Annotated in this window: 17 protein-coding genes; 3 read left to right on the top strand and 14 right to left on the bottom strand. The window is 67.4% G+C overall.

What is annotated here, in order from left to right; genetic code table 11:
• Position 1: 1 nt before the first annotated feature.
• Positions 2-1639 carry an acyl-CoA synthetase gene (locus tag P3W85_RS20900; protein WP_276266194.1) on the bottom strand — a complete coding sequence of 546 codons (1638 nt, stop codon included), beginning with the start codon at positions 1637-1639 and terminating at the stop codon, positions 2-4.
• Positions 1640-1926: 287 nt separating this feature from the next.
• Here P3W85_RS20900 and P3W85_RS20905 point away from each other — a divergent pair, with 287 nt between their 5' ends.
• Together P3W85_RS20905 and P3W85_RS20910 are read left to right on the top strand one after the other, a co-directional pair.
• Complete coding sequence (locus tag P3W85_RS20905; protein ID WP_017229268.1) at positions 1927-2541, top strand: Crp/Fnr family transcriptional regulator; 615 nt, start codon at positions 1927-1929, stop codon at positions 2539-2541.
• 127 nt (positions 2542-2668) lie between these two features.
• Positions 2669-3316 (top strand): AraC family transcriptional regulator, encoded by a 648-nt coding sequence (locus P3W85_RS20910; RefSeq protein WP_276266195.1) that lies wholly within the window; start codon positions 2669-2671, stop codon positions 3314-3316.
• A gap of 85 nt (positions 3317-3401) precedes the next feature.
• Here the strand turns inward: P3W85_RS20910 and P3W85_RS20915 are convergent, their stop codons facing one another.
• From P3W85_RS20915 to P3W85_RS20935, 5 genes are all read right to left on the bottom strand, one after another.
• Positions 3402-4388, bottom strand: coding sequence for a Bug family tripartite tricarboxylate transporter substrate binding protein (locus tag P3W85_RS20915; protein ID WP_276266196.1), 987 nt, complete (start codon positions 4386-4388; stop codon positions 3402-3404).
• Positions 4389-4449: 61 nt separating this feature from the next.
• Positions 4450-5241, bottom strand: a complete 792-nt coding sequence (gene mhpD / locus P3W85_RS20920; RefSeq protein ID WP_276266197.1) for a 2-keto-4-pentenoate hydratase — start codon at positions 5239-5241, stop codon at positions 4450-4452.
• A gap of 17 nt (positions 5242-5258) precedes the next feature.
• Complete coding sequence (locus tag P3W85_RS20925) at positions 5259-6209, bottom strand: 3-carboxyethylcatechol 2,3-dioxygenase (protein ID WP_276266198.1); 951 nt, start codon at positions 6207-6209, stop codon at positions 5259-5261.
• Between the two features lies 1 nt (position 6210).
• Positions 6211-8061, bottom strand: coding sequence for a bifunctional 3-(3-hydroxy-phenyl)propionate/3-hydroxycinnamic acid hydroxylase (locus P3W85_RS20930; protein ID WP_276266199.1), 1851 nt, complete (start codon positions 8059-8061; stop codon positions 6211-6213).
• 34 nt (positions 8062-8095) lie between these two features.
• Positions 8096-9031 (bottom strand): alpha/beta fold hydrolase, encoded by a 936-nt coding sequence (locus tag P3W85_RS20935; protein ID WP_276266200.1) that lies wholly within the window; start codon positions 9029-9031, stop codon positions 8096-8098.
• Positions 9032-9154: 123 nt separating this feature from the next.
• On the opposite strand from P3W85_RS20935, the gene P3W85_RS20940 reads away from it, so the two are divergent.
• Complete coding sequence (locus tag P3W85_RS20940) at positions 9155-10030, top strand: DNA-binding transcriptional regulator (protein ID WP_276266201.1); 876 nt, start codon at positions 9155-9157, stop codon at positions 10028-10030.
• 214 nt (positions 10031-10244) lie between these two features.
• Here the strand turns inward: P3W85_RS20940 and P3W85_RS20945 are convergent, their stop codons facing one another.
• The 8 genes from P3W85_RS20945 to P3W85_RS20980 all read right to left on the bottom strand — a co-directional run bounded on the left by P3W85_RS20945 (position 10245) and on the right by P3W85_RS20980 (position 17418).
• Complete coding sequence (locus tag P3W85_RS20945; RefSeq protein WP_276266202.1) at positions 10245-11252, bottom strand: Bug family tripartite tricarboxylate transporter substrate binding protein; 1008 nt, start codon at positions 11250-11252, stop codon at positions 10245-10247.
• A gap of 207 nt (positions 11253-11459) precedes the next feature.
• Positions 11460-12266, bottom strand: a complete 807-nt coding sequence (gene hpaI / locus P3W85_RS20950) for a 4-hydroxy-2-oxoheptanedioate aldolase (protein ID WP_276266203.1) — start codon at positions 12264-12266, stop codon at positions 11460-11462.
• Positions 12267-12293: 27 nt separating this feature from the next.
• Positions 12294-13106, bottom strand: coding sequence for a 2-oxo-hept-4-ene-1,7-dioate hydratase (gene hpaH / locus P3W85_RS20955; protein WP_276266204.1), 813 nt, complete (start codon positions 13104-13106; stop codon positions 12294-12296).
• A gap of 44 nt (positions 13107-13150) precedes the next feature.
• A complete protein-coding gene (locus tag P3W85_RS20960; RefSeq protein WP_276266205.1) occupies positions 13151-13543 on the bottom strand; it encodes a 5-carboxymethyl-2-hydroxymuconate Delta-isomerase in 393 nt (130 codons plus the stop codon).
• A gap of 34 nt (positions 13544-13577) precedes the next feature.
• A complete protein-coding gene (gene hpaD / locus P3W85_RS20965) occupies positions 13578-14426 on the bottom strand; it encodes a 3,4-dihydroxyphenylacetate 2,3-dioxygenase (RefSeq protein ID WP_276266206.1) in 849 nt (282 codons plus the stop codon).
• A gap of 60 nt (positions 14427-14486) precedes the next feature.
• Positions 14487-15947: a 5-carboxymethyl-2-hydroxymuconate semialdehyde dehydrogenase gene (gene hpaE / locus P3W85_RS20970; RefSeq protein ID WP_276266207.1), complete on the bottom strand. Its 1461-nt coding sequence runs from the start codon at positions 15945-15947 to the stop codon at positions 14487-14489.
• Between the two features lie 44 nt (positions 15948-15991).
• Entirely contained in the window at positions 15992-16756 is a 765-nt protein-coding gene (locus P3W85_RS20975) for a fumarylacetoacetate hydrolase family protein (RefSeq protein WP_017226969.1), read from the bottom strand.
• A complete protein-coding gene (locus tag P3W85_RS20980; RefSeq protein WP_276266208.1) occupies positions 16753-17418 on the bottom strand; it encodes a fumarylacetoacetate hydrolase family protein in 666 nt (221 codons plus the stop codon). The genes P3W85_RS20975 and P3W85_RS20980 overlap by 4 nt, the downstream gene beginning before the upstream one ends.
• Positions 17419-17652: the final 234 nt, after the last annotated feature.

Below are 17652 nucleotides of genomic sequence, written 5' to 3' on the forward strand. Positions count from 1 at the left end.
CTTACACGTCGATCGCCGAATCCGACTTGACCTTGCGGCGCAGCTCGAACTTCTGGATCTTGCCGGTCGAGGTCTTGGGCAATGGCCCGAAGTACACGGCCTTGGGTACCTTGAAGCCTGCCAGCAGGGTGCGGCAATGTGCGATCAGCTCTTCCGCGGTGGCGCTGGCGCCGTCCTTCAGCTCAACGAAGGCGCACGGCGTCTCGCCCCATTTGGCATCCGGCTGGGCCACCACGGCCACCGCCAGCACGGCGGGATGGCGATAGAGCGCGTCCTCCACTTCCACGCTGGAGATATTCTCGCCGCCGGAAATGATGATGTCCTTGCTGCGGTCCTTGATCTTGACGTAGCCGTCCGGCATGCAGACGCCCAGGTCGCCGGTATGGAACCAGCCGCCGGCGAAGGCCTCGCGGGTGGCCTTCTCGTTCTTGAGATAGCCCTTCATGCAGATGTTGCCGCGGAACATGATCTCGCCGATCTCCTCGCCGTCGGCGGCCACCGGCTGCATGGTGTCGGGGTCGAGCACCGCCACTTCGGTCTGCAGATGGTAGCGCACGCCCTGCCGTGCCTTCTTGGTAGCGCGCTCCTCTTGCGACAGCGTAGCCCAGTCGTCCTGCTCGGCGCACACCGCGGCCGGGCCGTAGGTCTCGGTCAGGCCATAGACATGGGTCAGTTCGAAGCCCATCTGTTCCATCTGCGCCAGCACCGCCGCCGGCGGCGGCGCGCCCGCCACCATGCCGCGCACGGGGCCGCGCAGGCCCTCGCGCCAGGCTGGCGGCGCGTTGACCAGCGCGGTATGCACGATCGGCGCGGCGCAGTAGTGGGTCACGCCCTCATCGCGCATCAGGTCAAAGGCCAGCTTGGGCTCGAACTTGCGCAGGCAGACATTGACGCCGGCTCGCGCGGCAACGGTCCACGGGAAGCACCAGCCGTTGCAGTGGAACATCGGCAGCGTCCACAGGTAGACCGCATGCTTGGGCAAATCCCACTCCAGGATATTGGAGATGGCATTGATGGCCGCGCCGCGGTGATGGTAGACCACGCCCTTCGGATCGCCGGTGGTGCCCGAGGTGTAGTTGAGCGCGATGGCATCCCATTCATCCGCGGGCGGCTGCCAGGCGAATTCCGGGTCGCCGGAGGCCAGCAGGCTCTCGTAGTCCGTCTCGGCGAAGGGCTGCACGTCTTGCGGGCCCAGCGCATCCACCACGGCCACCACCTTCAGCTCCGGGATCTCGTTGGCGATCTGCCGCGCCAGGCCGGCGAACTCCGTATCGGCCAGCAGCACCCTGGCTTCGCCATGGCGCAGCATGAAGATGAGATTGGAGGCATCGAGGCGGATGTTCAGGGCATTGAGCACCGCACCCGCCATGGGCACCCCGAAGTGCGCCTCTACCATGGCCGGCGTGTTGGGCAGCAAGGCCGCGACGGTATCGCCCTTGCCCACGCCGGCGCGCTGCAGCGCGCTGGCCAGGCGCCGCGCGCGGACATAGGTTTCGCGCCAGTTCTGGCGTACCGGGCCATGCACGATGGCCAGGCGATCGCCATAGACCTCGGCGGCGCGCGCCAGGTAGTCGATCGGTGTGAGGGGAACATGATTGGCCGGGTTCTTGCCCAGGCCGGTATCGAAATCGCTTGGCATTGCTTTGGTCTCCGCATGCACCGGGAAGCCGCAGGTCCCGGTCGCTGTTACTTTTGGCTGCGCAAGGCTATCATCCCACAGCCCAACGCTTTGTCGTCCGGATGACAGTGCCCACGCCGGGCCAAGCCTAGAACATGTCCAGCCTGCCAGCTTCAGCGCCACCCGGCGTACCCGATACACCTGATAAACCATACGCGGCCCGGACGGAACCCGGCGGCCGCGGGGATCATGCGGCGCTGCTGGCGCAGCATGAATGGTTCTCCGCCCTGGCCCCGGCGCACCAGGCCATGGCGGCGCGGCAGCTGGTGGTGCAGGATTTTGGCGCGGGCGCCTTCGTGGCACGCCGCGGCGAGCCGTCGCGCTACTGGATCGGGGTGGAGCGCGGCCTGATCAAGCTCGCCGTCTACACGCCGGATGGCCGCGGCTGCACTTTTTCCGGCGTGCCGGCAGGCGGATGGTGCGGAGAAGGCAGTGTGATAAAGCGAGAAGCGCGGAGATATGACGTGATCGCCATTCGCGATTCCCGTGTGGCATTGATCCCGGACACCGTTTTCCATACCTTGCTGGCTGAGAGCCTGCCGTTTTCCAGCTTCGTGGTGCGCCAGCTCAACGAGCGCATGGGGCAATTCATCGCCACCGTGCAAAACGAGCGCCTGCTGAGCGTCGACGCACGCGTGGCGCAGGCCATCGCCCAACTGTTCCATGCGGCGCTCTACCCCCGCACCGGCGAGGTCCTGGAACTGTCCCAGGAAGAGATCGGCCTGCTGACCGGACTCTCGCGCCAGCGGGTCAACCAGGCGCTGCGGCGGCTGGCGGCCGAAGGCATGGTCGACCTGTCTTACCAGAGCATCCGCGTTACCAACCTCGAACGCTTGCGCCACTTCGGCTTGTCCGAGCTGTAGCCCGCGGGCTTGCGCTTTGCCCATCCTGTCTCCATGGTGACAATCGCCGGCCCGCCAAGACCGTACAATGCGATTTCAGCCTGGCGCGCCACGCGTAACGCGCCAGCCGGCCTCTCCTGATCCTCGCATGGCCCTCGTCACCAGCACCGATCTGCGACTCTCCCACCTGCGCTTTCCCTTCGCCGTGCGCGTCGACGCACTGCGCGGAGCCGCTCGCCTGCGCGATGCCAACGCGCGGCGCGAGGTGCTGCCGGGGAATCCGTTCGTAGTGCCGGCCTTTGCGTACTTCGATTGCGACCTGCTGCCGGCGCCGGGCAACAGGGCCGCCATCTCGCTGCGTGCCGTGCCCGACGACGCGTGCCCGCGCATGTCGCTGGCGGCCGTGCCGGGCTGCCCACTCCACACGCAAAAGCACTGGTCGCGCGCGCTGGCCAGCGACATCTTCGAGTTGCCCCGGGTCGCCTGGAACGCGGCATTGGTGGCGGATCGCTGGCAGGTCAGCCAGCGCCTGGTGCGCGTGCGGTTGTTCGCGGAAGGCGAAGCGCTGCGCGCACTGGTGCGCGAGCAGCGCGTGGCGCACGCGATCTACCTGCTGGCCAACAGCGGCCGCGTGCGGCCCGAATGGCTGGCGACGCAAGTCGGGCTGGCCCGCGCTGCCGCACTTGCAAACGCCTGCGCCAACACGCTCGGCCCGGCGGTGGTCAGCCTGCTGGAAGGCAGCGGCGAACGCAAAGCCGCTTCGGTTGGGGTTCCGCGGCTTCACCTGGCAGCCTAGACGCTGCGCCCGCAGGGTCGCGGCAGCCGAATCTGCGGCAAGCAGTTCGGCCCTGACCTTGGTGGTTACGGTCCGGCCCCCGCCATCAATCGATGCTGGCGCCGCTGGCCTTCACCAATGGCGCCCAGCGCGTGCTCTCGCTGTTCAGGAAGGCGCCGAACTGCTGCGGCGTCATCGGCATGGCTTCGAGCCCCTGGTCGGCAAACTGCCGGGCCACCTCGGGCGCCTTGAGCGCCTTGACCGTTTCCTCGTTGAGACGCGCGACGATGGCATCGGGCGTGCCGGCCTTGACCACCATGCCGAACCAGACACCGGCATCCAGCCCGCCGATACCGAGTTCGGAGAGCGTGCGCACGTCCGGCAGCGACGGCGACCGGCGCGGCGCCGCGATGGCGAGCGGCTTGACCTTGCCCCCCTTGATCAACGGCGAGGTGGTGATCACAGGGTCGAACATCATGTCGACCTGCCCGGCCATCACATCCTGCAACGCCGGCGCCGAGCCCTTGTAGGCCACATGCGTCATATGGCCGCCGGACTTGTCGGCAAACAGCCCCCCGAGCAGGTGCCCGATCGAGCCGACGCCCTGCGATGCATAGTTGACGCCGTTCGGCCGGGTTCTGGACAGCGCCACGAGGTCCTTGACCGAACCGACCGGGCTGCCCTGCGGCACCACCAGCACCAGCGGCGACGAGGCCAACGCTGTCACCGGCTTGAAATCCTTCAGCGGGTCGTAGGAGAAGTTGCGGTACAAGCCCGGGTTGATCGCGAACATCTCGGTGGCGGCCACGAACAGCGTATGGCCGTCCGCGTCGGCGCGCTTGACCGACTGCGCCGCAATCTGGCCGCCCCCGCCGGGCCGGTTCTCGATCACGACCGGCTTGCCGAGACCGGCCTGCATCTGCTGCCCGATCTGGCGTGCAATCCTGTCGGTAACGCCGCCCGCGGGGAACGGCACCACGATGGTCAGCGGCCGGCTGGGAAACGTGTCGGCGAACGCGGGGGCACCGGCCGTGCCGAGCAAGCCCGCGGCCATGAGCAGCGGGCCCGCCAGATTGGGTTTTGCGTATTTCATCTTGTCTCCTCCATGTATTTGTAATAACACTGGTGCTGCGTGGTGTGGCTGGAAGGCGGCATCAGCCCTGCGCGAACCTTGCCCGCACGCTGCCAACGCCGCTGATGCGCGCCTCGAAACACTGGCCTGGCGCCGCCGGGACCATCGGACCCAGCGCACCGGTCAGGATCAGGTCGCCGGCGCGCAAGGGATCCCCCAGCGAGGCGAGCTTGCGCGCCAGCCAGACCGCCGCATTGAGCGGATGGCCGAGGCAATCCGCGCCCGAACCCGTGGAAACGCGCTCCTCGTCGCACAGCATCTCCATCTTCACGGTCTTCAGGTCCAGGCCGGCCAGCGGCACGGGTACCGCGCCCAGCACCACCAGACCGCTGGAGGCGTTGTCGGCCACGGTATCGACATACGAGATATCCCAGTTGCGGATGCGGCTGCCGACCACTTCGATGGCGGGGAGCACATAGGCGACGGCATTGATCAGATCGACCAGCGTGGCGTCCTTTGCACAGACGTCGCGGCTGAGCACCAGCGCAACCTCGGCTTCCGCTTTCGGCTGCATGGTGCGGGCGGCTGGAATCGGCTCGTCGTCGCCGAAGACCATGTCCGCGAACAACGTGCCGAAGTCGGGCTGGTCCACTCCAAGCTGGCGCTGCACCGCGGGGGAGGTCAGGCCGATCTTGCGGCCCACCACGCGGCGGCCCTGCGCGCGCCACGCATCGACATTGGCGCGCTGGATGGCATAAGCCATCGCCGCGTCGCCAGACGGGATCTCGCCGCGCAGCGGTTCGATCGGGGTATGCGCCTGCTCTGCCTCGCGCAGCCGCCTGGCGAGCGCGAGCGTGGTTTCCTGCTTGGACATGGTTGTTCCTGGTTGGGTTACGCGCGCGGGGTGGCAGGCTGTGCCTGCATCACGCCGAAGCCGGCAATCCATTCTGCGATGGGCCGGTAGTACTCGATCGACGCCTGGTAAGGCCCGGCGGCGGCAAGCGCGCCGAACGCGGCGATCCAGGTTCGGATCTCGTGCGCCGACTTGCCGGCGTCGCGCGTGATGTCGTCGTTGCGCATGGCATCCACGGCGTCCAGATCGCCGCTGGCGAGTCGCGCCAGGAAGGCGCGGTCCCACTCCGGGTTGAGCGGATGTAGTGGACCATCGCCTGCGGCGAACGCTTGCGCGGCCGCCACCGTACGCGCCTGGCGGGCGGCACGCGCCGCCGCCGGCGGATTGCGCCCGGCGATCAGGCGCTCCGCCACCTCGTCGTTGGCCGAGGCGATTTCCGGTACGGGCGGCTCATGGGAAATGCCGCCGGAACCCACCACCAGCACGCGCTTACCGAGGCCCTGCAGGAAGCCGCCGATGGCATTGCCCAGCAGCCGCGCGCGGCGACAGGTGGCCATGGGCGGCGCCACCGAGTTGATGAAGACGGGGATCACCGGGCACGGGGCGAGTCCGCCAAGCAGCACTTCCAGCGCCTGCGCGCAACCGTGGTCCACCTGCATGCGGTAGGACACGGCAATGTCCACGTCGCTGGCCAGCACGGCTTGCGCCATGGCCAGCGCGGTGTCCCGAGGCACATCCAGCGGGCCGGCAAGGCTATTGAAATCGCCGATGGCGCTGGCCGCCACGCCAATGCAGAACTGCGGCATCACGTCGTAGAAGAAGCCATTGAAGTGGTCGGGCGCGAACACCACCACCAGTTCCGGCGCGAAGGCCCGCACACGGGCACGCGCTACGGCTTGCACGCGCTCCACCTCCGCCACGATGTCCGGCGCCGGATCGTAATACCCGTGCAGCGGCGTATGGGACAGGCATTCGAGATGCATCGTCATCTCAGGCTCCCCTGGCAAAGGCGACCGAACGGTCGGGCAGCGGCGGTACGGGCAAGGCAGTCGTCGCGGCGTCGGCCGGCAAGGCATCGGCCAGGGCAAGCTTCCCGGCCAGCGCCTGGATAGTCCCGGACACCTGCTGCGGCGAGCACATCCCGGCAATAAAGCGGTCGGGACGCAGCAACACCACGGAATCCGGCACCTTGCCGAACCATTCCTTGAGACGACCGGCGGCATCGCCGATGGCGATCACGCCATCCGGCACGTCGTCGCGATAGGCAAGCTGCGTATCGGGCTTGGCCATCACGAAGCAGGCGCCCAGCTTTTCCCAGACGGCCCGTGCTTGCGGCGTCAGGCCGAAAGTCGGGTCCGCCCCCCAGGCAACCACGGCGAAACGATTGCCGATCACATCGTCGAGGCGCACCGTATGGCCGCTTTCGGTCCGCACCATCGGCTGGATGAACATGCGGCCAACCGGCGAGCTGCCGGCCGGATCGCGTCCGTGCACAAGCCGCCCCACCAGCGAATCCCGCTTTTCGCTCATCAGCCCCAGCATGCGCCCCAGCGGCGAGTTGCCAGAGCGCTCCAGCAGGCGCGCGAGGAAGCGGTCATCGCCCCGGCGCGCGGGCAGCAGCACCACGCCCGATTCGTAGCGCGGCATGGGCTTGAAGCGCATCTCCACGAAGTACTGCTTGACCGGTGGGAACACATTGAGCAAGCGGGTCAGGCCGTCGCGCAGCGAGGCGCCGAAGCGGCTGGCGGGCGCGAAGATATCACCCGCCACCTCCGACAGATGGATCATGGAGCGAGCGTGGGCACGGCGTTCCATGCCATAGGTGTCGAGCAGCCGGTCCTGCGCGACGCCCTTCACCACCAGCGCCAGCTTCCAGCCCAGGTTGCTCGCGTCGCGGATGCCGCTGTTGTAGCCCTGCCCCTGCCAGACCGGCATGATGTGCGCGGCGTCGCCCGCCAGCAGCACGCGGTTGACGCGGAACGTTCCCGCCAGCCGGGCATTGTGCGTATAGACGCGCTTGCGGATGTAGTCGACCTTGTCCGGCTCCGCCACCACCTTGCGGATCAGCGCGGCGAGGTTTTCCGGGCGGGACAGCGCTTCTTCCGTCTCGCCCGGCATGACCATGAACTCGAAGCGGCGGATCCCGTGCGGCAGCGCGGCCGAGACATAGGGCCGGGTCGGGTCGCAATGCATATAGATATGCGGCGTGCCGATCGGGTCGTTGCGCACGTCGACCACGATCCACTGGTTGGGCTTGGTGCGCCCTTCAAAGGGGACATCCAGCGTGCGGCGCACGATGCTGTTGCCGCCGTCGCAGCCGGCCATGTAGGCGGCCCGGACCGACGTGACCCGTCCGTGCGCATCCTCCGCGCGGATGGTCACGCCCTGCTCGTCCTGCGTAAACCCGGACACGCCATGGCCCAGCAGCACCTTCACATGCGGGAAGCGCTGCAGGCCCCCATACAGGATCCGGTCCGCCAGCGGCTGGATGAACGCATTGCGGCGGGACCAGCCGAACTCGTCGGTACGTGGCTCGATCGATGCGAAGCAGCGGCCGGTATGCGTGACGAAACGCATCCAGTGGTGCGGCGTGGTATGCGGCAGCAGCGCATCCGCCAGGCCGACCGACTGGAACACGCGCAAGGCCTCGTCGTCGAGCCCGATGGCGCGCGGGTAGTCGATGATCTGGTCCAGCTTCTCGACCAGCACGACGCGCACGCCCTGCAAGCCCAGGATATTGGCGATCATCAGGCCCACCGGGCCGGCGCCGATGATGGCGACGTCGGTATCCAGATCCTGCGCACGAGCGTCTCCGCCCGCCATCGCGATGGCGTTGTTCATGTCTCCTCTCCTGCTATGCGCTGGTTCGCCCGGCTTAGACCGTGGCCGCTTCCGGCACGGCGTTGCCGAGCAGGAAATTCAGATGGATGCGGTTGAAGGTGGCGGCATCCTCGAACTGCGGCCAGTGGCCGCAGCCCTCCATCACCGTGAACAACGCGCCGGGAATCATGGTGGCGATGCGGCGGCCCTCGGAGACATCGGCGGTCGGGTCGTCCGAGGTCCACAGCACCAGCGTCGGGGCCTTGATACGGCAGTAATGCTCGGCACGAAGGATGTTGCGCTGGCGCGTTTCCATGTCCTGCAGCACCATGTTGCCGCGCTGGGCGCCGACCATGCCCGGCTGCGCGTAGATGGCCTGCCGCGTGGCGATCAGGTCGTCGAAGGCCTTGCTCTTGTCCGCCATCAGCCATTCCACGCGTGCCTTGATGAAGCTCCAGCCCGGTTCTTCGACCGCACGCATGGACAGCGTCTTGAGCCGCTCCATCACCACCGGGTCCGCTTGCGAGCCGCCAGCCGTGTTCAGTACCAGCCGCTCCACCCGTTCGGGATGGTCGATGGCAAGGCGCGAGGCAACCCAGCCGCCCAGGGATTCACCGCTGAACGAAGCGCGCTCGATGCCAAGGGCGTCCATCACGCGGATCACGTGATCGACATAATCCGGGATCTCCCGGCCACCGGCCGGCTTGTCGGTCCAGCCGTGACCGATCATGTCGATGGCCCACACGTCGAAATGCGCGGCATGCGACTGCAGGTTGCGCACATAGGCTTCGGCGTGGCCACCGACGCCGTGCAGGAGGATCAGCGCCGGCTTGTCGCTGCTGCCGGCGTGCAGGTAACGGGTGCGGATGCCTTTGGCGTCGATCCAGCCCTGGCTGAAGGAAACGCCGCGCAACTCGCCCCAGATGCTCTGGAACGGCTGGCTGGGTGGGCTGGACTGGGCTGGCTTGAGGCTGGTGGCAGCGGTCGACATCGTGTCTCCTTCGTTCGTCAATGTCTAAGTAGTACAGCGCAGTGTAGAGACCCGGTTGCATCCAGACAAAAAAACGACCAGAATGTGCAAGGAGTGCACAACGTTGATTTAAAAGGATTTTTTATGCCTACGGGACGAACTTCCCCCTATGCCAGCGTGCGCGGGCTGACCCGTGGGCTGGACGTGCTGAAGGCCCTGAACCGGATGGAAAGCGGGCGCGGGACGGCATTGCAACTGAGTGGGCTGACCGGGTTGCACCGCACCACGGTCCGGCGCTTGCTGGAGACCCTGATCGCCGAAGGCTTCGTGCGCCGCAGCGACTCGGACGACAGCTATCGCCTGACGCTGCAGGTCAGGGCGTTGAGCGAAGGCTTCAATGACGACGAATGGATCTCCACCATCGCCGCGCCGCTGATGGGGGAACTGCTGCAACGCGTGCTGTGGCCCTCCGACCTGACCACGCCGGATGGCGACGCCATGATCATCCGCGAAACCACGCATCGCTTCAGCCCGCTGTCCTTCCACCGGGCGATGGTGGGCCGGCGCCTGCCGATGCTGTCGACGGCGGCCGGGCGGGCTTATTTCGCCTACTGCGGCGACGCCGAGCGGGAGGACGTGCTCAACCTGCTGCGCTCGGGTGCGGCAGGCGAGGAGCAAGCGGCACTGGCCAACAACGCGGCCTATGTCCGCAAGCTCGTGGAACGCGTGCGTGCGGACGGCTTCGGCTCGAATCGCGGCGACTGGCTCGAGCAGCGCAAGATCGGCGCCGTCGCGGTACCGATCCGGCACCAGGACCGCGTACGCGGTAGCCTGAACGTGGTGTATCTGGCGCGCGCGTTGAGCGAGGAAGAAGCGATCAAGCGGTTCGTCGAACCGCTGCAGGACATTGCGGATCGCGTGCAGGAAGGCATGGTGTCGCCAGCGCCAGTGCGGGGAGCCTCACAGGCACAGGCCGCGATTCCGGGCAACCTCCCCGACATGTCCTCGACGACCGCCTAGCATTCAGTGATCAGCGTTCAACGGTCAACTGTCCGCAGAAACCTTGCACGCGCTGGGCAGGGATCTGCATGCCACCTGCATCGAAGCCGCTGCGGCACTGTACGGCGGGGCCGAGGCGCGGACATAGCAATGGCAAGACTGCTCATGCATGGCGATGGTCTGCCCCCCGTTGCCATGCGGGGAGCGGGGTCACTGCCACCGGGTGCTTCAAGCTTCAATCCAGCACGATCTTGTGCGCGCGGATCAACGCGCCCCACTTGGCGCGCTCGCGCTCGACGAACTCCGCGAATCCGGCGCGCGTGTCGCCCATGGGTTCAAGGCCGAGTTCCTGCATCTGTTTCACCACGGCCGGGTCCTTCAGCGCCGCGGCAATCGCGGCATTGAGCTTGTCGACCGTGGCGGGTGGCGTGCCCGCCGGCAGCACGACGCCCTGCCAGGCAAATGCCGTGAAGCCGCTCAGCCCGGCCTCGGCGAAGGTCGGGACATCCGGCAGCACTGCCGAGCGCTGCTCGGCAGGCAGCGCGATGGCGCGCAGGCGCCCGGCCCGGATCAGCGGTACCGCGGCCGAGAGGTCGGCCATCATGAAATCGACCTGCCCGCCCGCCACGTCCTGCAACGCCGGCGGCGTGCCCTTGTAGGGCGCGTGCACCGCGGTGGCCTGCACGCGGTCCAGCAGCAGTTCGGCACTCAGGTGATGCGGGCTGCCGGTGCCCACCGAAGCATAGGTGGCCTTGCCCTGCCCGGCCTTGAGCCAGCCGATGAACTCCGGCAGCGTCTTCACCGGCAGCGCCGGGTTGGTCACCAGCACCACCGGCAGTTTCACCAGCGAGGTGACCAGCGTGAAATCCTTGCCCGCGTCATAAGGCAGCTTGCGGTACAGCGCGGGATTGAGCACCAGCGTGCCCTGCCCGGCCGTCAGCAGCGTGGCGCCGTCGGCGCGGGCCTTGGCGACGTCCTGCGCGGCCAGGATGGTGGCGCCGCCGGGCTTGTTGTCGACCACGATGTTCTGGTGCAGCACCGGCGCGATCTTCTGCGCGACGATGCGCGTGGCGAGGTCGCTGCCGCCGCCCGCGGTGTAGGGCACCACCCAGCGGGCGGCGGGATCGGCGGCGAGGGCCTGGGTGCCGGCGCAGAGCGCCACCGCGAGCAGTACGGCGGCGCGGAACGCGTGGCGGGCGTTGGGAAGCGGGCGTGCGCGCTGCGGGCAGGCGGATGCTTGCATCTTGTGTCTCCTTGTTTTCTATTTTTGTCTTTTTGCTTTTGGTTTTCGGACTTCTGGGTAAGGCCCGCCTCCGACACCGAACTACTTGACGCAATGCGCGGGGGTAATCCCCTCTCCCCATGCGGGGCTGAGGGAATAAACGCTGTCGTCATTGCAGACGGTTTCGGCGCATCCTGCCGGCTTCGTCCGGCGCTCCCGATGCTTCGGCTAGTACGTCTTGTCCCCGCCGCCAGTAGCGCCACCGCATTGCCCCTTGAACTGCCCGGCAAGGCTTTCCGCCGCACGCGCGAGCATCGTGGCATCCACGCCAACCGCGGTGAATGTCGTCCCGAGCGCCATGTACTGCCGGGACTGCGCCACATCGGCGCTGAGGATGCCCGCGCCCTTGCCGGCGCGGCGGATGCGCGCGATGGCGTCGGCGATGGCGCCCTGCACGTCCGCATGGCCCGGGTTGCCGAGGTGCCCCATGTCGGCGGCGAGGTCAGCCGGGCCGATGAACACGCCGTCCACGCCTTCGGTGGCCGCGATCGCATCCAGATGCGCAAGCCCGGCGCGGGTTTCCACCTGCACCAGCACGCACATCTCGCGATTGGCACGGCCGAGGTAGCCGTCGACGCGGTTCCAGCGCGACGCGCGCGCCATCGCGCTGCCCACGCCGCGCACGCCTTCTGGCGGATAGCGCGTGGCCGCCACGGCGGCGGCGGCCTCGGCGGCGTCCTGCACCATCGGCACCAGCAGGGTCTGCACGCCGACGTCGAGCAACTGCTTGATCTGCACGGCATCGTTCCAGGCCGCGCGCACCACCGGCCGCACCGGGTACGGCGCAATCGCCTGCAACTGCGCCAGGATGGACGGCACGGTGTTGGGCGCGTGCTCGCCGTCGACCAGCAGCCAGTCAAAGCCGGCGCCGGCCAGTACCTCGGCGGTGTAGGGGCTCGCCAGGCCAAGCCACAGCCCGATCTGCTGCTCGCCCGCGGCCAGCGCGCGCTTGAAGCTGTTGAGGGGAAATTCCATGATAGCTCCTGGCACCTGCGCGCCGGTTTATGCGGGAGGGGCGAAATGGCAAGCCACGGCGCCCAGCGCGCCGTAGTCCACCTGGAATGTATCACCCGGATTGGCCGCCACCGGCCGGGTGAAGGAGCCGCCGAGGATCACCTCGCCGGCTTCCAGGCCCACGCCGAAGGGATGCAGCTTGTTGGCCAGCCACGCCACGCCATTGGCCGGATGATTGAGCACGCCGGCGGCCACGCCGGTTTCCTCGATCACGCCATTGCGCGACATGATGGCCGAGACCCAGCGCAGGTCCACGTCGAACGGCCGCACCGGGCGGCCGCCCATCACCACGCCGGCATTGGCAGCGTTGTCGGCAATGGTGTCGAACACCTTGCGCGGGCGCTTGCTGTCGGGGTCGATGGAATGGCTGCGCGCATCGATGATCTCCAGCGCGGGAATCACGTAGGCGGTGGCGTCATAGACATCGAAGAGCGTGCAATGCGGCCCCTTGAGCGGCTTGCCCAGCACGAACGCCAGCTCCACCTCGACGCGCGGCACGATAAAGCGCCCGGCGGGAATGGTGGCGCCGTCCTGGAAGAACATATCGTCGAGCAGGGTGCCGTAGTCAGGCTCGTCGATCTGCGAGGACATCTGCATCGCGCGCGAGGTCAGTCCGATCTTGTGGCCTTTGACGGTGCGCCCCCCGGCCAGCTTGTGCGCGACCCATTCGCGCTGGATGGCGTAGGCGTCGTCGATGGTGATGTCGGGGTGGTCCAGCGATATCTGGCGGATCTGCTTGCGCGATTGTTCGGCGTCGTGCAGGCGATGGGCAATCTGGCGAACCAGCTCTGGGCTGAGCATGGGGTCTCCGTGGGTAGCGTTGGAATATCGTTGATCTGCGCCGTTCAGCCGGCCTTCTTGAAGCGGGCGTGAACGTTGTTGTGCTTGTAGCTGCCACCTTCGTTGAACTCGGCAAGCTCCATCGAAAGCGCCAGGTAGCGCCGCGCATACAGCTCGGCGAAGTGGGCCTTGATGGCATCGAAGAGCGCATCGCACGCCCGCTTCTTGACGGCTTCATCGCGTCCCGCGCCGATCTTCAGCGTGATGTGGACGAAGGCATAGTCCTCCTCGCCGTCGGCCATGCGGTAGTCGGTGAGCGCCAGCGCGCGCGAGCGGATGCCGCCGATGGGAAACACGCCGTCCTGCGCGATCAGCACCTCGTTGATGGTCTTCAGCAAGGCCGGCACGCGCGCCTCGGCGCGGATATTGTCGGTGTATTCGACGATGATATGGGGCATGGGCAGCCTCGGAAATTAGGGGTCGGCGCGCGGATCACCGCACCGGAAAGATCGCGTTGATCTGGCCGGTGCCGGAACTGGTGAAATAGTCGGTCACGATCTCGACGGACTGGTCGTACCTGTCCCAGCCCAGCAGCCCGAGCAGCATGGCCGTATCGTGCATGCCGCCTTCGCCGATGCAGTGCTCGTTGTACTCCGGCAGCATGCGGCAGAAGGCGGTCCAGTCGCCCTGCTTCCACAGCTCCACCACGCGCAGGTCCACCTGCCTGAAGAACTCACGGCTGATCTGGTGCATGCTTTCCTCGGGGCTGTTGTTGTCGTTGAAACGGTGCGACAGCGAGCCGCTGGCAAGAAAGGCCACATTGGCATCGCTGGCCTCGATCGCCTCGCGCAGCGCGGCGCCAAAGCGCCGGCTCTCGTCCAGCTGGTGCCAAGCGCACCAGGCCGCGACCGACACCACCTTGAAATGCCGGTCGGCGTTCATGTAGCGCATCGGCACCAGGGTGCCGTATTCCAGCTCCAGGCTGGCGATCTCGTGGGCGCGCGTCATCACGCCCTGCTCGCTCGCGGTGCTGGCGATCAGCCGGCCCAGTGCCGGATTGCCGTCATAGGCATAGGCCATGTCCTTGATGAAGTGCGGCAGCTCGTTGCTGGTGTAGATGCCCTCGAAATGCGCGTTGCAGTTGACGTGGTAGCCGGCGTTCACCAGCCAGTGCACATCGGCCACCACGATGGTGTCCACCCCGAGCTCGCGGCAGCGCCGGCCGATCTCGCGGTGGCCGGCAATGGCCGCCTCGCGGCAGCCTTGGTGCTTGCCGGGCAGTTCCGAGAGGTACATCGACGGCACATGCGTGATCTTGGCGGCGAGTGATAGCTTGCCCATTGCGGTGTCTCCTGTCTTGTTGTGGCGGCAGTATGGGGTCGCCCGGCACGCTCACTGCGCTCAAACACCCCAGCGCGGAATATGATGCCCGCCCATCGAGATGCAGACGTTCTTCACCTCGGCAAACACCTCGAAACTGAATTCGCCGCCCTCGCGCCCCGTGCCGGACGCCTTGGTACCGCCAAAAGGCTGGCGCAGGTCGCGCACATTCTGGCTGTTGACGAAGACCATGCCGGCCTCGATGCCGCGCGCGAGCCGGTGCACCTTGCCCACGTCCTGCGTCCAGATATACGAGGCCAGCCCGTAGGCGGTGTCGTTGGCCATGGCCAGGCCGTCGTCCTCGCCCTTGAAGGGAATCAGGCAGGCCACCGGCCCGAAGATCTCCTCCTGCGCCACCCGCATGTGGTTCTCCACATTGGCCAGCACGGTGGGCTGCACGAAATTGCCGTTGCGCAGGTGCGCCGGCAGGTCCGACGGGCGCTCGGCGCCGCCCGCCAGGATAGTCGCGCCCTCCTGCTCGCCCAGGTGGATATAGCCCGTGACCTTCTCCCAGTGCTGCTGGGTGATCATGGCGCCCACATGGGTCTGCTCGCTGGTCGGGTCGCCCACGCGCAGGTGCCTGGCGCGCTCCGCGAACTTCCCCGCGAAGTCGTCGTAGACCGTGTCCTGCACGAAGATGCGCGAGCCCGCGGTGCAGCGCTCGCCGTTGATCGAGAAGATGGTGAACAAGGCGGCGTCCAGCGCACGTTCCAGGTCGGCGTCGTCGAACACCAGCACCGGCGACTTGCCGCCCAACTCCATCGAGAACTTCTTCAGGCCAGCGCGTTCGATGATGCGCTTGCCCGTAGCCGTGCCCCCCGTGAACGATACCGCGCGCACATCCGGGTGGCGCACCAGCGCATCGCCGGCGCTGGCGCCATAACCCTGCACCACGTTGAGCACGCCCGCCGGCACGCCGGCTTCCAGCGCCAGCATGCCCAGCTGGTCGGCGGTCAGCGGCGACAGCTCCGACATCTTGAGCACCGCGGTATTGCCCAGCGCCAGGCAGGGTGCGACCTTCCAGGTGGCGGTCATGAACGGTACGTTCCACGGCGAGATCAGCGCGCACACGCCCACCGGCTGGTAGAGCGTGTAATTGAGCATCTGGTCGTCCACCGGGTAGGTGCGGCCATTCATCTGCACGCACACTTCGGCAAAGAAATTGAAGTTCTCGGCGGCGCGCGGAATCAGCTGCTTGCCGGTTTGCGCGATCGGCAGGCCGGTGTCCTGGGTCTCCAGCGCGGCCAGCTGCGGCACGTGCTGGGTGATCAGGTCCGCCAGGCGCCGCATGATGCGGGCGCGCTCCTTGGCGGGCGTATTGGCCCACTTGGGAAACGCTGCCTTGGCCGCTGCCACGGCGGCGTTGACCTCGGCCTCGCCGCCGGCCGCCACGGTGGCGATCTCTTCGCCGGTGGCCGGGTTCCAGGTGACGAAGGTGTCCTTGCTGTCGACCTGCTTGCCGTCGATCCAATGCTTGATCATGTCTTCCTCCTTGTTGGCACTCTGGCGCGCTGGCGCGCCGCATCTCAGCGCACGCTGCCGTATCCGCTGGCCGATGCGATGGTATTGACCAGCCGCCCCACCCCCTCGATCTCCGTGACCACCTCGTCGCCCGGCTGCGTATCCGCCAGCCCTTCCGGCGTGCCGGTGAGGATCACATCGCCCGCCTCCAGCGTCATGAAGCTGCTGAGGTATTCGATCAGCCAGGGGATGCCGAAGATCATGTCGCGGGTACTGCCCTGCTGGGTCAGCTTGCCGTTGACGGTGGTGCGCAGCGCCAGGTCCATGGGATCCGGCACGTCGTCGCGGTCCACCAGCCATGGCCCGAGCGGGGTGCAGGTATCGCGGTTCTTCACCCGCAGGTTGGGGCGGTAGTAGTTTTCCAGGTAATCGCGGATGGCATAGTCGTTGGCTACGGTATAGCCGCGTACGTAGTCGTATGCCTGCGCCGCCTTGACGCCGCGCGCGGTGCTGCCGATCACCACCGCCAGCTCGCACTCGTAGTGCATGTACTTGACGCCTTCCGGGCGGATCGTATGGCCCCGGTGGCCGATGAACGTGCCCGGCCCCTTGAGGAAGACCAGCGGTTCCTCGGGCGCCTTGAAGGCCAGTTCGCGCGCATGGTCGGCGTAATTCAAGCCGAGCGCGAAGGTGGTGCGGGGCGCCAGCGGCGGCAGCCACATCACGGCGCTCTCGCTGACCACGCGCCCGTCGTCGAGGCGCAGCAGGCCCTCGTCCGCCGGCTGCGCGCCGTGGATCAGTCCGTCAAAGGCTACGCGTGCGGTTCTCATGCCGGCTCCCCGAACGCTGCCACGACCCGGTGCCGCAGGCGGCCCACGTTTTCGATCTCGATCTCCACGCTGTCTCCGGCGCGTGCCAGCGGCGCGCCTTCGGGCACGCCGGCCAGCAATACGTCGCCGGCTTCCAGCGACATGAAGGCGGTGACATCCGCCAGCAGTTGCGCCACCGGGCGCAGCAGATTGCCGGTGTGGTTGCGCTGCCGCTCCTCGCCGTTGATGCGCACCACCATGGTGAGCGCGTCGGGATTGCCGGCCTGCTCGCGCGCGGTGACCCACGGGCCAACCGGGCAATAGCCGTCGCGGCACTTGTGGCGCACCGCCGGGCGGTAGTAGCTGGCATGCGGCACGCTCACATCCGACACCACCGTGTAGCCGGCGATATAGTCCGCCGCCCGCGCCGCATCGATACGGGTGGCGCGCCTGCCGATCACGATGCCCAGCGCGGCACCGATCTCCACGGTGTCCTCGCCCGGCGCCAGGGTCACCTCGCTGCCGTGGGCGGCCAGCGTATTGGCGGGCTTGATGTAGAGGATGGGTCCGGCGGGCGGCGCCTGGTAGGGGGCAGCGTTGACGCTGTCGCCCAGGGCTGCCAGCGCGCCCTTGAAATTCAGCAGCGTGCCATAGACCGTACCGGTGATGGCGGGCTGCCACATGAATTCGCCTTCGCGCAGGGGCCGCCCCCCGTCCCATGGCAGCAAGGTGGCTTCGTCCACCCGCATGGCCTGCACCGGCCGGCCGCCGGCGGCGATTCTGGCTTGTCGCATCGAGCTCCTCTCTGGTTGCGTCCGCTATTCCCCTGGCGCTTGCTTTGCCCGGCTGGCGGATCGGCTGCGGCGGGTCGCGCGATGTCGCCGCCTGTACTTAACATGTTAATAACTTCGGGAGAC

The organism is Cupriavidus basilensis (genome assembly GCF_029335485.1).
GTDB lineage: Bacteria > Pseudomonadota > Gammaproteobacteria > Burkholderiales > Burkholderiaceae > Cupriavidus > Cupriavidus basilensis_E.

Coding starts and splice junctions, on each gene's coding strand:
- P3W85_RS20900 (WP_276266194.1), bottom strand. CDS start 1,639: ATGCCAAGCGATTTCGATACCGGCCTGGGCAAGAACCCGGCCAATCAT.
- P3W85_RS20960 (WP_276266205.1), bottom strand. CDS start 13,543: ATGCCCCATATCATCGTCGAATACACCGACAATATCCGCGCCGAGGCG.
- P3W85_RS20925 (WP_276266198.1), bottom strand. CDS start 6,209: ATGACGATGCATCTCGAATGCCTGTCCCATACGCCGCTGCACGGGTAT.
- hpaI (WP_276266203.1), bottom strand. CDS start 12,266: ATGGAATTTCCCCTCAACAGCTTCAAGCGCGCGCTGGCCGCGGGCGAG.
- P3W85_RS20915 (WP_276266196.1), bottom strand. CDS start 4,388: ATGAAATACGCAAAACCCAATCTGGCGGGCCCGCTGCTCATGGCCGCG.
- P3W85_RS20930 (WP_276266199.1), bottom strand. CDS start 8,061: ATGAACAACGCCATCGCGATGGCGGGCGGAGACGCTCGTGCGCAGGAT.
- mhpD (WP_276266197.1), bottom strand. CDS start 5,241: ATGTCCAAGCAGGAAACCACGCTCGCGCTCGCCAGGCGGCTGCGCGAG.
- P3W85_RS20910 (WP_276266195.1), top strand. CDS start 2,669: ATGGCCCTCGTCACCAGCACCGATCTGCGACTCTCCCACCTGCGCTTT.
- P3W85_RS20975 (WP_017226969.1), bottom strand. CDS start 16,756: ATGAGAACCGCACGCGTAGCCTTTGACGGACTGATCCACGGCGCGCAG.
- hpaE (WP_276266207.1), bottom strand. CDS start 15,947: ATGATCAAGCATTGGATCGACGGCAAGCAGGTCGACAGCAAGGACACC.
- P3W85_RS20980 (WP_276266208.1), bottom strand. CDS start 17,418: ATGTGGCAGCCCGCCATCACCGGTACGGTCTATGGCACGCTGCTGAAT.
- P3W85_RS20905 (WP_017229268.1), top strand. CDS start 1,927: ATGGCGGCGCGGCAGCTGGTGGTGCAGGATTTTGGCGCGGGCGCCTTC.
- P3W85_RS20935 (WP_276266200.1), bottom strand. CDS start 9,031: ATGTCGACCGCTGCCACCAGCCTCAAGCCAGCCCAGTCCAGCCCACCC.
- hpaH (WP_276266204.1), bottom strand. CDS start 13,106: ATGCTCAGCCCAGAGCTGGTTCGCCAGATTGCCCATCGCCTGCACGAC.
- hpaD (WP_276266206.1), bottom strand. CDS start 14,426: ATGGGCAAGCTATCACTCGCCGCCAAGATCACGCATGTGCCGTCGATG.
- P3W85_RS20940 (WP_276266201.1), top strand. CDS start 9,155: ATGCCTACGGGACGAACTTCCCCCTATGCCAGCGTGCGCGGGCTGACC.
- P3W85_RS20945 (WP_276266202.1), bottom strand. CDS start 11,252: ATGCAAGCATCCGCCTGCCCGCAGCGCGCACGCCCGCTTCCCAACGCC.